This window comes from Calothrix anomala FACHB-343 (assembly GCF_014696435.1).
Lineage (GTDB): Bacteria > Cyanobacteriota > Cyanobacteriia > Cyanobacteriales > Nostocaceae > Aulosira > Aulosira anomala_A.
The window spans coordinates 35,379-49,900 of the sequence record NZ_JACJQG010000004.1; the positions used below are offsets into that span (position 1 = coordinate 35,379).

A 14,522-nucleotide genomic window follows, 5' to 3' on the forward strand; every position below is an offset into this window, starting at 1 on the left:
CTACAAAACCTGCCTCCGCAGGTTAAAGAAATTTAGCCTGCGGAGGCAGGCTTTGTTCAGTTAGCCGCACCCTTATAGGGTGACGGCGGGATTTCGGAATAAGCGATGAGCTAACTTTAAACGTTTAAGGTTGTAACTTACTCGATAAGCCATTTCATCTTCTCGTTTTCTTGTTTCACCTACTCGATAAGGCTTTTCATCTACTCGTTTCAGTGTTTCACGCACTTGATAAAGCTTTTCATCTACTCGTTTTACTGTTTCATCTACTCGATAAGGCTTTTCATCTACTCATTTTCTTATTTCACCTACTCATTTCAGTGTTTCACGCACTCGATAAGCCATTTTATCTACTCATTTTGGTGTTTCACGCACTTGTTAAACTTTTTCCTCTTCCAATTTCCGTATTATCCATTAGCTATCACCCGTATTACAACAGGTAAAAATTTAGCTCCCACTTTGGCAAATGTACAGATAATCGAAGTATCCCCTGATAAGCTAGGGGACATCCAATTTTTTAAATACCCAATGAATTTGTAGTGCGAGCGTCTCGCTCGCTGGTGTTCAAAAGCGAGCAAGATGCTCGCACTACGAAAATATGGGTAATTTATTTTTTGTAAGTCCCTAGCCAAAGCTCATGAATACCAAACTTATCGCTTTCTCGGCAATTGTGACTGCAGGTTTAGGTGCAGGAATCGGTTTTATTGTGGCTTATTTACTTCCTACTCCCTACACCAGCCAAATGTATAAAGATTTAGGGCAAAAATATGCGATCGCAGGTGCGGTTGCTGGCTTGTTCATCGGTTCTAGCCAAGAAATGATTCGCGAACTCAAGCAAGAACGGGATGCAGAAGAGGAGTTTTTACGGGATTTCAACAAGGCTGTGCGCTCAGTTAGCAAACGAGAAGATTAAGATACAGTTCTCTACCTCATACCCAGAACAAGCCACCAGATAGAGGAATTATGAGGAAACTGATGATAGCTTGAGATGATGGCAGTAAATAACAAACCCTACTGTGAATCAGTCATTATTAATTGCTCTTACTCTCTTAGCATCTACCCTGTTACCAGTCAACATGGCTGTGACTGTGGAAGCTTCAAGCAATCATCCAATCAAAATGTCTTCATTTAATCTGAGTTCCCAAAAATGGCAAAAGCGTGTATTACTAATCTTTGCACCATCTGTTAATCACCATGCTTATCAACAGCAGATGCAGTTATTGCAACAGTATGATAGTGGTTTTACCGACCGGGATTTAGTTCTGGTTCAGGTTTTGACAAAAGATACAAGTTATGCTAATGGACAGTTAATCGATGAATCTTCTGCGGCTAATTTGCGATCGCGCTTTGGAGTTGACGAAGATAATTTTCGCGTCATTTTGGTAGGTAAAGATGGTGGTGTGAAGCGCCAAGATGCAACACCAGTCCAAGCCACAGCAATATTTGACCAAATTGACGCTATGCCCATGCGCCAACAAGAAATGCAACAGCAAGGTAGAAGGTAACTATTATGATCGTTGTCCATCATCTTAACAATTCGCGATCGCAGCGCGTTCTATGGCTACTAGAAGAATTAGGTATTGAATACGATATCAAGTATTACGAACGCGACCCAAAGACGATGCTAGCACCAACTTCGCTACGGCAAGTCCATCCCCTTGGCAAATCACCAGTGATTACAGATGCACAACAGACCGTTGCTGAGTCGGGCGCTATTATTGAGTATATAGTAGAGCGTTATGGTAATGGTCGGCTAATTCCAGAATCCGGTACACCAGAGCGTCTGCGTTATACCTATTGGTTACATTACGCTGAAGGCTCGGCAATGCCACCTCTATTGATGAATCTCATCTTCAATCGCTTTCCATCTGTCGATAACAGTGTCAACGAAGCATTTATTATGCCCCAGATTCAGCTTCACTTTGATTATATAGAAGCTGAACTTGGTAAGAGTACCTGGTTTGTAGGCGAAGAATTTACCGCCGCCGATATTCAGATGAGCTTTCCCCTAGAACTTGTTGCTATGCAAGCCGAACTCATCCAAAATCGACCAAAAATTCAGCAATTTATCGAACGCATCCATGCTCGACCGGCTTACAAACGCGCCCTTGAACGTGGTGGTAAGTACAACTACGCCAACAGCATTTAATCAAAAACCCCACTTTAACCTGTGGGGTTTTTATTGTGTCAGTAATATTACTCACTAGGCAATAATTGCTTGACGATACTTAACCCATTACTCATAGTTTCATCCAGCAATTTTGCATCAACATTTTTATCATTCGGGCTGTGATAATTCGGTTCATCACCCCGGTGGAAAAACAACACGGGCACTTTTTTACTCGCAAATGATGCATGATCGCTGCCACCATTGTTATAGGAACCGGCTGTTTTAATATCTGGATCTATCGTTTGCGCGATCGCAGTTAATGCAGATGTCCCACTGATAAATAGCTGCTGATTCACTCCCACCATATCAAAATTTAACATGGCTTTTAACCCAGCCAGAAATTCTGGTTTAGCTGTATCTACAAACGCTTCCGATCCATGTAACCCGTCTTCCTCCCCATCAAAGGCGATAAACCAAATTTGCCGAGCAAGTTTTGTGTTCGCTAAGTTACGCGCCATCCCTAGTACAACTGCTGTACCAGAAGCGTTATCGTTTGCCCCAGGGGAACCCTCCACAGAGTCATAATGTCCGCCAAGTATCAATTTTGGCTGTGTTACTCCTGGTAAATGGGCAATCACATTTCTACCTGTCACAACTTGCTGTTGTCCATTCACATTCAGAGTAACATTTACTGGTGTTTTTTGTTCCAGTAAGGGATTACCGCGATCGCCGGAAATTCCCAAGACGGGAATGGTAACTTTCTCCCCCAACCCAGCGCTAGTTAAATTCCCCGGTTCGTTGTTAACAACTACCAAGCCAATCGCCCCAGCAGCTATCGCATTTTTCGCTTTTTGCGAGAAGCGAATTTTACCACGCCGCACAATAGCGATCGCACCTTTAACATTAACTTTGGCAAAGTCTTCCGTTTGCCCAAAGTTGGGAACTGCTACCAATGGTGCATTCAAGTTTCCCTTAATTGTGCCATCTAGTGCCCGACCGGGAATAGTTGTACCATTGATAACTAAGTTAGAACCTAAGTCTACAAATTTCTCGTAAGTAAAAGTCTGAATTTTGGTCACATAACCAGCCTGACGATACCTTTCCACAAGATAGGCGCTGGCTTTTTCCATGACTGGCGTACCTGCGACACGGGGGCCGAAATTTACCAAAGCTTGGACATCTGCATAAATTTGATTAGTTTGATGAGTTTGATTAGTGCGATCGCTTTCTTGTGCCTCAGCTTTGGGTAGAGATGCCACAATATTACTGACACGAGTTGATGGGAGACTGCAACCGGTTGATATTGACACTAGAATAGCTGCTAGTGCCGTATTAAACCAAGAATTGGTAAGCTTTGGGGATAAAGGAGACATTTTCAGTAGATAGCAAGAGTGAGAAGGAACAATACTTTCCCTATATTTACGAGTTCGTCTGTGATGTCAAAATGTTCCCACCTGGTGTGAAAAAGCAGGGGAGCAGGGAGCAAGGGGAATTAATCACTTTTTTATGTGTTTTGGCTGACAAACAAAGCCCACTTACGTGGGCTAATTAAATGTATCTTCATTAGTTTATAATTGCAGAGTTCGTTAATCGTCACAAATTCTTACTGGATTTAAAAATCAGAAAAACCCCTAAAAAGACGAAAAAATATCTAAATCCATAATCGATAAAATCCAAAGCAGTTTTGGTAAAGCTGAGGGATAAAAGACCAATACCTGCAAATAAAATCCCACTAATCATCAAAGAACAGGATATTATCGTCCTTCTTAAATCTTTAATCGCTTCAACTAACTGTTTATTCTCTACCACAATCAACACCCTGAAATAATTAAATAATTACTTTACAACAAAGGTAACTATTGACAGCGTAGGGTTAGGATACTTTTTACTTTGACCATTGACACACTATTTCAAGTTCGTAGTCTACCCCTTTGGGGAAGCAAGCTACGCACAGTGTCTAGTTCGCCGTAGGCGTCTCGTAGAGAAGGGAGGACTTGATACCAATTCAAAATTCTCTCTTGGAAAGTTCTGAGCGCCGGAAGCCAGCGCTCAGACTTTCCGCAAAATTCAAAATTAAGAAAGCTATATGTAGCAAAGGTTTTTGAGATTGGATCTATTGCTGCATTTTGAAGAATTGGTATTAGTCCTCAAATAAGGGCTTATACCAATTTAATATGAAGTTGCATATATATATCGAGAAGCAAACTCGGTAAAAGTTTAATAATTATGACACAGTTTGAAAAACTTCTAGACTCTGTTCGAGCTATAGCAGTCTAAGCGCGAGCGCTTTTAATTCAACCCACATCGTCAACGCGATCGCATCTCACAAAACTTTGCAAATTGCACTTTTCATTCAACCAATATAGTAATTGTCAAGCTATTTTCAGAAATAAAAATCATACTTTTAAATGTATGGAGAAGCAATAGTCTCAGAGCCTAAGTACTTTCTTAAGTAGGGTGAGAAAACCTCATAAATTAGTGTTATGGGTTTGCCTTGATGCCAAAATAAGTAATAACGTCCCCAAAAAGCTCCTGTGTGATTGAAAGCTGATTCTAAAAAAGCCGATTTACCGTAATGGATTCCCCATATTTCTCGATACAGTTCTGTGCGTCGGCCAGATAAACTAGACCAAATTGGTATCTTTCGGTTTTGCAAATACCTATCTACATAATTGGCTGGCCACCAAGAAGTTGCATAAGCTAATCGCTGTCCAGAAGCAGTACGCAGCCATACTTGTCGCCGCACCCTTGGCCCTGGTAGTAATTGGATTGCTTCTGGTGCATTATCTGAGTCCATACCTACGTTAGACATCTCAATTAAATCTACTTCTGTTCTTTCACCAGTGAGGAGTTGTAAATGTCTTGTTGGCGAACCATCTCCCAAGAGTAGAATTTGCCAAGTAGGTGCTAACTTACTGTGGGGTAACCCTTGTTGAATTATTTCCCTTTTACCTTGCCAAATAGGAGTTAAGTAATGCCATCCCGTGTCTTGGAAAATTTTTGCAGTCATTAATTTATGAAAAAAATAAAACTAATATTTATCTGGAGGTTAACACTCATATTTAGTAATTATGGACTTTTCCAGGTGAGTGCTTTTGCGAACAATAATTTATAGACAATAGCCTAAATTAAGCTGATAGGAGATGCTGTTGATGGAATTACGTTTATGAAAATCCTCATATATGTCTGCAACATATAAATCCTCAATTTAAGGAAAATTGCCTGTTTTCTTGCAGAATTCAGGTGCAAATATTTGCAGTGATATTTGCGTTGCTTCTGGGGATGCGATCGCATATCTGATTTTCTGCAATCATTGCTCTTTTAGCATAGTATCCAGTTGTAGATATTACAAGGAAAGATAAGACAGTTAAGCAAATTATCTAGCAGACAGATAAGATATTTAGTAAATTTTTCAAAATTTCACTTTTCAACAATAAAATCTCTAATTATTAATATTATGATTTCATAACACATTATTCAAAAAATTATATTTACGATTTACTTTGCTTAAAGTCTCAAGGTAAATAAAAATTGCGGCTTTCAAAATTATCGAGCGCACTCAATTTACCTTGTCTGGTGCCGATTCAACAGTTAATTTTTTCTTAAAACTAGGTAAGTAATTTCAATAATCAAATCTCATCCTACTAGCCAATCTTGTGGATTTGATCGATGAGGCTTTGAGGCTTCTCGGATGACAATAATTTACCAATCTGATTGGTTTTTTATTAGTCAATCAAGTGAATATATAACTTAATCTATTTTTAATCTATCTAAAGATAGATAATTTTCTCTAATTACTTTAAATTTCTTAATATTACCTCGCTGCTAAATGAGGATTTTAATTAAAGCTACAGCTACATTTTTCTGCATATCTGCCTGAATTGAGACCTATAAAATATCCAAAATTGAAACTTATTTTTCAGTACTCTGAAGCGTATACTATGATGTTTATACTTAGTCTAATTACTTCTAGTCAAGTATAGCCAAGGCTTATACAGTATTTTCTACTGATATTTTGGCTATTGTCAGCGTTAGTAATACCAAATACCTAGCACTTGTATCGGATGATAATAAACTGGTGTTTCTGGAATGCTCGCAAAAATTGGCTCAATTAATACTTTAGTAAGTAGATTTTGTGTCTGGCAAGAACTTTTGGTACACACCCTATGGAATTGAAGCAAAATAGAATCAAGAGAAAAAGAGGAGTTGTATTAACTCCCAAGGGACTCAAAAAACTACAAGAAGCGATTATTTCTAGCGAAATAGTCGAAAATCAAGGAGATCGCTTTACTTTAGAGAAGCTATCGCAACGTACCAATATTTCCCCTAGAACTATTAGCCGTTTGTGGTCTTTAAGTAAAGGTGTGGATCAAAAAACCTTAAAATTATGTTTTAATGCCTTTGATTTAGAACTCCAGGATGAATATTATAGCTTTGTCCAAGATGAGGAGGAAAATCAAACAGAAATCTCAGAGTTTGTGTCAGAGAATTCTTATACAAAAGAACAAAGTTATTGGCCATATCCAGATAGACCGGTACCTCTAGATTCTCCTTTATATATCGAACGCCCACCTATAGAAGAACAAGTATATCGAGAAATTACTCAACCAGGTTGTGTAATTCGGATTCGCTCGCCCAGACAAATGGGTAAAACCTCTTTGGTAATGCGTTTGTTAGCCTTTGCGCAAAAGCAAGAATACCATGCTCTGAATATCAATTGCGACCAACTTGACGAGCAATGTTTAACTGACTTAAATAGGTTGTTGCGTTGTTTTTGTCTGCAAATCGCTACACAATTAGGTATAGATAGTAATATTGACGATCAATGGGATGATGAGATTGGTTGTAAATTAAGTTGTAGTTTATACATACAAAATTATTTACTAAAACAGAGTGAAAATCCGATAGTTTTGGTTTTAAGTGAAGTTGACCGCTTTTTTGAATATCCTCAACTTGGTCGGGAATTTTTTGCTTTATTACGTTCTTGGTGCGATGAAGCTAGACAAAATAACCACTGGCAAAAATTGAGATTAGTGGTAGTTTACTCGACAGAACAGTATATTTCTTTAGATATTAACCATTCTCCATTCAATATTGGATTACCGATTCGTCTTAGGGAATTTACTGTCCAGCAGGTAGAAGAATTAGCAAGGCGATACGGTATAGAATTGACAAATCAAGAACTAAAGCAGTTAATTTCTTTGGTAGGAGGTCATCCTGGACTGCTACAACTAGCCTTGTTTAATCTTCTTTGTGGAAGTATGACTTTACAAGAGTTGATAGCTGAAGCGATCGCCAACGGTGGCATTTACCGTTATCATTTATGGCAACATTGGGTAAATCTGCAAGCCAACCCTGGTCTAATTAAGATTTATGCTGAGTTAGTTACAGCACAAAAAGGTATAAATCTTGACCCTGTATATGCGTACAAACTTGAAAGTTTAGGATTAATTTCCTTTGAAGGCGATCGCATCGTACCCCGTTGTGAACTCTACCGCAATTATTTTGCCAAGCAGTTAGCTACAAGTACCTAAACAAATTACCTAGATAAAGAGAATTGTAAGTTGTAAATCCACTAGATTAGGACTTACGCACCGAACATAAAAACCCTCACAAGGGTGGTCAAAAGTCAACATTCAATGGTCAAAATTCAAGTTTTTGGACTATGGACTATTGACCATTGACAAAAAGCATGAAAAATATCTGACACTGCGTAATTCCTAATTTATTATTCAGCGTAATTAAACATAACTTGTAAGGGCTGTCATTAGTCATTAGTCAAATATTTTGGTTTGGAATTGATATTGCCGAATCTAGATTTTTAATAGCATATATATCTCGTTTTTCTATATACCGATAGTATAGCAATTACTAAATAATAATTTTATCAAGACTTTTAAAATGCTAAATATTAGCAAATCATTGGTTGGTAAAACATGTAACTATATTCTGATTTTTGACATCAAAATTCAAGGACAGTTAAGCTATTTAAGTAAAAAAATCAGCAGAAATTTAAGACATTTAAGACTGCAAAGTTAACAAGCTTAAACTTACTAAGTAGCAATTGCAACTGACAATAATTAAATAATGTGTAATGATGATTTTCTCAATGCCAGATAGCAAACAGGCGGATAACACAGCTATTGGAGTGGGAAAAAATTCTCTACAAAGAGTCAAAAGTTGTGTTAATCTCTCTATGTGAGATCGCATATCTGATATGACACATTTATATGTAATATAAAATCCCTATATGATATGAAATACCAAGTTGGCGGTAGTTTGCCCAGTAACGATCCAAGCTACGTTATTCGTCAGGCAGACGAACACCTTTATACTAGCTTAAAGGCTGGTGATTTTTGTTATATTTTTAATTCCCGCCAAATGGGTAAATCATCGCTGCTGCATCGTACAAAAGATCGTCTGATGCAAGCAGGTCATAGTTGCGTTTATATCGATGTCACACGCTTGGGTAGTGAAGATACCACAACTGAACAATGGTATAAAGGAATTATTATTTGTCTTTTTTATGGTTTAAATTTAGCTGACAAAATCAATTTTAAAAAATGGTGGGAAATGCAAGCAGGTCTTTCACCTGTGCAGAAGCTCAATCAGTTTGTTGAAGAGATTTTACTTTCACCAGAAGAAAGTCAGAGGATATTTATTTTTATTGATGAGATTGATAGTTTATTAAGTTTGAGCTTTCCAGTTAGTGACTTTTTTGCTTGGATTCGTCATTGCTATAACCAACGCGCCCACGAGCCAAAATTTCAACGTCTAGCATTTGCAATATTTGGGGTAGCTAGTCCATCCGATTTGATTGCTGATAAACGCCGCACACCTTTTAACATTGGTACAGCAATTGAGTTATATGGCTTTAAATTAGAAGAAGCAACCCCATTACTAACAGGCTTAGAAAAAGTTGTTAGCGAACCAAAAATAGTATTACAAAAAATTCTTAACTGGACGGCTGGACAACCTTTTTTAACACAAAAACTTTGTCAGATAGTTGTGCAGATAGCAAAGGAAACACCACACAACAAAATTGATTTACCGCCAGCTACAGAAGGATACTGGATTGAGCAACTAGTAAAAAAGCATATCATCCAACATTGGAAAGCCAAGGACGATCCAGAACACCTGCGGACAATTCGCGATCGCCTTTTACATAACGAACAGCGTGCTGGCAGGTTATTAGGCATTTATCAGCAGGTCTTACAAGCGGAGGCTGGTAATTCTCCGGTGGCGATTGATGATAGTCGAGAACAAAAGGAACTGTTGTTATCCGGCTTAGTAGAAAAACACAATGGCTACCTCAAAATTAAAAATCTCATTTATCGCCATGTGTTTAATGCGGAATGGGTAGAAAGACAATTAAATAACCTGCGTCCTTACTCGCAAATCTTTAATGCTTGGATTGCATCAAATTATCAAGACGAGTCACGCTTGCTGCGAGGAAAAGCTTTAAAAGATGCGCAAAACTGGTCAATAGGTAAAAGTTTGAGCGATTTAGATTATAAATTTTTTGCTGCTAGTCAAGAATACGAACAAAGAGAAATTCAAATCACATTAGAAGCAGCTAGAGCTAAAGAAATAGAAGCCAGACTAGCACAAGAGAAAAAAAGTGCTAAAGTGCAAAGATTGCTGTTAATGGGCATGTGTATTAAGTTAGTAATTTCTATTATGTTGGGATGCGGAATATATATTTTGTATCGCCAATCCCAGAAAAGTGAAACTGAAGCCAAAAACAGCGAAATTCGCGCACTTGTATCGGCTTCTGAGGGGATGTTCGCCTCAAATCGCAGATTAGATGCGCTTGTAGCCGCAATTAAAGCTCAACAAAGACTAGAAAAACTAGAAAAACCAAACGCCAATCTTGAGCATCAAGTAAACGATGTCTTACAGCAAGCAGTGTATGGCGCTGATGAATACAATCGCTTTTCTGGCCATCAAGCAGCTGTAATGTCTGTAGATATCAGTCCTGATAGTTCTTTAATTGCTTCCGCTAGTATAGATAAAACAATCAGATTATGGCGGCGTGACGGTACAGCAGTGGCTACTCTCACAGGTCATCAAGGCGCAATTAGATCTGTCAAATTTAGTCCTAATGGTCAAGTACTAGCTTCAGCCAGTGAGGATGGTACGATTAAACTGTGGAAGCGGCAAAGTACAGACAGTCAGTGGCAGATTTCTACAACATTTAAAGGTCATACGGCTTCAGTTTGGGGAGTCGCTTTTAGTCCTGATGGTCAGTTTTTAGTCTCTGCTGGTTGGGACAGAACAGTCAGGTTGTGGCGGCAAGATGGTAAACTTTTAAACACATTTTCAGGTTATAAATGGGGATTTTGGGGAGTCGCTTTTAGTCCTGATGGTCAAACCGTAGCAGCTGCCAATTTAGATGGGACAGTAAAACTTTGGCAACGAGATACTACAGGTTGGCAAAACCCCAAACAGCGACAAATTTTGCGAGGCCATACAGCTTGGGTTCAGGGAGTAGCTTTTAGTCCTGACGGTCAAATTCTGGCTTCCGCCAGTGAAGATAAGACTGTGAAACTTTGGCGGCGAGACAGCACAAATGGCAGCTATCGCCTGGATAAAACGCTACAAGGTCATACGGCGGGGGTTGCAGGAGTAGCTTTTAGTCCCGATGGCCAGACTGTTGTCTCAGCCAGTCTCGACAAAACAATGAAACTTTGGAATATAGACGGTACAGAACTGAGGACACTCAGAGGACATAATGCTTCTGTTTGGGGAGTGAGTTTTAGTCCTGATGGTAGCTTTATTGCTTCTGGGGGTGCAGAAAACCTTGTGAGACTATGGCAAAGTGAAAATCCATTTCAAAAAAGTGTCATGGCGCACAGTGGCGGAATGTGGTCAATAGCTGTTACTGCTGACAGTTCCACCATTGGCACCACTAGTCATGAAAACGTGGCGAAATTGTGGAGTCGCGAAGGTAAATTGCTGAAAACTTTGACTGAAAAAAGTATCATCCCCGAAGTTTCATTCAGCGAAGATGGTAAATTAGTTGGTCTATTTGCTGACGATGCGATGGTGAAAATCCGCCGACGAGATGGAAGTTATGTTGCTAGTTACAAAGATACTCGTGGTAAAATTACAGGTGCAGTTTTAAGCCCCAATGGTGAAGCGATCGCAATTGCGAATGTGGAAAAGATTGCCCAGATATGGAAACGCGATCAGCCTCAATCGCAGGTTCTCCGAGGACATAAAGCAGAAATCTGGCAAGTTGCCTTTAGTCCCGATGGTAAAATGGTAGCAACCGCCAGTGCTGATGGGACAGCAAAGTTGTGGACAGTAGAGGGTAAACTGATATCTACCTTAGTTGGACATACTGCATCTGTGTGGAGATTGGCTTTTAGTGCTGACAGTAAAATGGTAGCTACTGGCAGTGGTGATAATACTTTGAAGTTATGGACAGTAGAAGGTAAGTTATTGCATACCTTTAAAGCTCATAATGCTGCAATTTGGGGAGTAGGATTTAGTCCCGATAATCAAATAATTGCTTCCGGTAGTGTAGATGGTACCATCAAACTTTGGCAGTTAGATGGCAGAGAAATCACTACTTTGAGAGGTCATACCGCCGCTATTCGCAAAATCGCCATCAGTCGCGATGGTACTTTTTTAGCCTCAGGGGGTGATGATAACAGGTTAATTATCTGGAATTTGCCACGTATTCTCAAAACTCATCCCCTCGCTTACGGCTGTAAATTGGTGCAGGATTATTTGCAAAATAACATAGCACTGGAAGGGAGCGATCGCTCTTTGTGTCAGTGAAAAGAAAAAATAGCTCCTTCAAAATTGTGAATAAAGGAGTAATGATGAGATCTGTTGACAGTTAACTGTCAACAGTTAACAAGCCATATAACTAGTTATGCAATTTAAACGCGCATTAGGGAACTCCTGACAATGGGTTACCCCGCCTCTACGAGTTGCGGGTTTGGTAAGTTAATGATTGGAATATTTTTTTATTTGGAAGTCCCTTAGTTTATCTGTTTTCCGAATGAAGAGCATTTAAAGCCATGACAACAGAAAATAGACTGTTAAAACTGATGTAGTTGAATGATTTGCAAATCTCGTTTGGAAATCTGAGCTATGTTCTCAATATCCATTAATTTTTACTTTAATAGCTAATATTTGACTCTTACAGTCATAATATTCTCTTAGTAGTTGGGCAAATATACAAGGACAGATAAGACAGTTAAGCCTATTCCTCTATGCATAATAATTAGAGTTATTAATTTTTTTTTAATGATTGTTTTAAAAAAATTATCGAAAGATTTTCACTATTTGGTTAACTGTCTTAACTGTCTCCTTAATTTTCTTAAATGGCTACTTAATTATCTTAATTTTCTTAAAATTCATAATTAACTATTTTTTATCGAGTATCTTACATATTTACTAGTATTGTATTCTGTGGATAAAGCTGAGATAATCCATGAGTCAACCTAAAAAAAAGCTAAAAAACGATTTTAAATTATAAAATTATCAATTGTCGCTATCAAAAATAAAGATTATATACAAAACTGCTGTTTTTGGGATTTTTGAGGTAGCTAATGTTAAATAAAAAATTAGAAGAAGTTGTTAAAAAATATCCTTATAAAACTGCGATCGCTTACGGTAACATCAGGATTACCTATCAAGAACTGTATGCTAATATTCAGGATTTAAGTAACGACTTGAGTATCGCTGGTATTGCCCAAGGTGACTGTGTAGCCTTAGTTTTACCCAATATCCCAGAGTTTGCGATCGCCTTTTACACGGTAGCCAAAATAAATGCTATAGCTTTGCCAATCAACCCCCTGCTGAAGGAGGAAGAACTTAGTTACTACATGATTGATAGTAACGCTCGTGCTATAATTACTAATAGTGATGGCGTAGATATTAGCCGAAGAATTATCTCTAAATTAGATAAAAAAATAGAATTAATTGTTATTGATGATATTAAACTGACCAATCAAGTAAATAACTCACTAATTCCACAAAGCGCCACTCATTTTAACGGCGATGTACTTTATCAATATTCATCTGGCTCTACGGGTAGACCAAAAAGAGTATGTAGAAGCCAAAATAATTTATATCACGAAGTCAGCAACTTTACTCAAACCACTAATATCTCATCCGCAGATAATATTTTATGTTTAGTGCCACTGTACCATGCACATGGACTAGGTAATTGCTTATTAGCTGCTCTAAATAATGGCGCGACTCTGGTAATTTTAGAACAAGTTACAAATCAAGGCAAAGCTGTTGAAGTACCGTTTGTATTTAGACGCGCGCGAGTTTTAGAGCTTATAGAAAAAGAGCAGGTTACTATCTTACCTGCTGTTCCCTATATTTTTAATACTCTTGCAGAAACACCAGATAATACTCAAGTTAATCTTTCCTCGCTAAAATTATGCTTTTCTGCAGGTAACTTTTTATCAAAAGAGATTTTTGATAAATTTCTGCAAAGGTTTAATATTCCTGTGCGACAACTTTATGGTTGTACAGAAGCAGGTTCTATCGCCATTAATCTCGATTCTGATTTAACCAGCACTTATAATTCTGTAGGGTGTCCGTTAAAAAATATTGAAATTAAAATTATTGATGATGCTGGGAAAGAATTACCATTTGGTAGTATTGGCGAAATAGTTATCAAAAGTCCAGCCTTAACGAAAGGATATTGTCATAAACCAGAACTAAATCAACAGGTATTTCAAAATGGTACGTTTTTAACTGGCGATTTAGGTAAAAAAGATGCATTTGGGCGGGTTTATATTACTGGGAGAAAACAAATCTTTATTGATACAGGTGGACATAAAGTCGATCCGTTAGAAATCGAAAAAATATTGATAACCCACAATCAAGTTAAAGAAGCTGTAGTGGTTGGTATCAAAGGCTCCTATGCAGGAGAAATTATCAAAGCAGTTATTGTACCTGAAAATCAAGATATTTGTGATGAGAAAGAGATTTTATCTTATTGCAAAGGTAAGTTAGCTGATTTTAAAGTACCGAAAGTTATAGAATTTCGCAATGAAATACCCAAAAGTCCACTAGGTAAGATTTTAAGAAAGAATTTAATTGATAATTTCTCAGAGAGAAGAACATCATGAAAACTATTGATTTAATTACAGAAGAGACTAAAAATATAGTTTTAAATGTATTACCAAATATTAGTAGAGAAGATTTGTCAGAATCTAGTAATCTTTTTAGCCTGGGTCTAGATTCTGTTAATGCTATGACACTTGTTTTGAAACTACAGAGTAATTTTGGGATTAAATTTGCAGTTAATGATATTAATGCAGAAAATTTCCAAAGCATAGAAACGATTGTGCAGTTAATCAATACCAAGCAAGGCTGATAGTTTTGAGCATCGGCTGTTTTGTTGCATATCCCTGAAGAAGTAAAGCCAGAAGACTAA

The 14,522-nt window shown here is 37.9% G+C and carries 11 protein-coding genes; 7 read left to right on the forward strand and 4 right to left on the reverse strand.

Features of this window, described 5'->3' with window-relative positions:
- Positions 1–72 precede the first annotated feature (72 nt).
- Positions 73–225 (reverse strand): hypothetical protein, encoded by a 153-nt coding sequence (locus tag H6G08_RS02925; protein ID WP_190538796.1) that lies wholly within the window; start codon positions 223–225, stop codon positions 73–75.
- A 409-nt stretch (positions 226–634) separates the two neighbouring features.
- On the opposite strand from H6G08_RS02925, the gene H6G08_RS02930 reads away from it, so the two are divergent.
- From H6G08_RS02930 to H6G08_RS02940, 3 genes are all read left to right on the forward strand, one after another.
- A complete protein-coding gene (locus tag H6G08_RS02930; RefSeq protein ID WP_190538797.1) occupies positions 635–910 on the forward strand; it encodes a hypothetical protein in 276 nt (91 codons plus the stop codon).
- A 103-nt stretch (positions 911–1,013) separates the two neighbouring features.
- Positions 1,014–1,502, forward strand: coding sequence for a DUF4174 domain-containing protein (locus tag H6G08_RS02935; RefSeq protein ID WP_190538798.1), 489 nt, complete (start codon positions 1,014–1,016; stop codon positions 1,500–1,502).
- Between the two features lie 5 nt (positions 1,503–1,507).
- Entirely contained in the window at positions 1,508–2,146 is a 639-nt protein-coding gene (locus H6G08_RS02940) for a glutathione S-transferase family protein (RefSeq protein ID WP_190538799.1), read from the forward strand.
- A 47-nt stretch (positions 2,147–2,193) separates the two neighbouring features.
- Here H6G08_RS02940 and H6G08_RS02945 read toward each other — a convergent pair whose 3' ends face one another.
- From H6G08_RS02945 to H6G08_RS02955, 3 genes are all read right to left on the reverse strand, one after another.
- The gene (locus tag H6G08_RS02945; RefSeq protein ID WP_190538800.1) at positions 2,194–3,480 is read right to left on the reverse strand and encodes a M28 family metallopeptidase; all 1,287 of its coding nucleotides are present in this window, start codon (positions 3,478–3,480) and stop codon (positions 2,194–2,196) included.
- 220 nt (positions 3,481–3,700) lie between these two features.
- On the reverse strand, positions 3,701–3,916 hold the full coding sequence (locus tag H6G08_RS02950) for a hypothetical protein (protein ID WP_190538801.1): 216 nt from the start codon (positions 3,914–3,916) through the stop codon (positions 3,701–3,703).
- 595 nt (positions 3,917–4,511) lie between these two features.
- The gene (locus H6G08_RS02955) at positions 4,512–5,117 is read right to left on the reverse strand and encodes a chorismate lyase (protein ID WP_190538802.1); all 606 of its coding nucleotides are present in this window, start codon (positions 5,115–5,117) and stop codon (positions 4,512–4,514) included.
- 1,156 nt (positions 5,118–6,273) lie between these two features.
- Here H6G08_RS02955 and H6G08_RS02960 point away from each other — a divergent pair.
- From H6G08_RS02960 to H6G08_RS02975, 4 genes are all read left to right on the forward strand, one after another.
- The gene (locus H6G08_RS02960; RefSeq protein WP_190538803.1) at positions 6,274–7,641 is read left to right on the forward strand and encodes an AAA-like domain-containing protein; all 1,368 of its coding nucleotides are present in this window, start codon (positions 6,274–6,276) and stop codon (positions 7,639–7,641) included.
- A 721-nt stretch (positions 7,642–8,362) separates the two neighbouring features.
- The gene (locus H6G08_RS02965) at positions 8,363–11,896 is read left to right on the forward strand and encodes a WD40 domain-containing protein (protein ID WP_190538804.1); all 3,534 of its coding nucleotides are present in this window, start codon (positions 8,363–8,365) and stop codon (positions 11,894–11,896) included.
- A gap of 779 nt (positions 11,897–12,675) precedes the next feature.
- A complete protein-coding gene (locus H6G08_RS02970; RefSeq protein ID WP_190538805.1) occupies positions 12,676–14,214 on the forward strand; it encodes a class I adenylate-forming enzyme family protein in 1,539 nt (512 codons plus the stop codon).
- Positions 14,211–14,462 (forward strand): acyl carrier protein, encoded by a 252-nt coding sequence (locus tag H6G08_RS02975; RefSeq protein ID WP_190538806.1) that lies wholly within the window; start codon positions 14,211–14,213, stop codon positions 14,460–14,462. Before H6G08_RS02970 ends, H6G08_RS02975 begins: the two co-directional genes overlap by 4 nt.
- Positions 14,463–14,522: the final 60 nt, after the last annotated feature.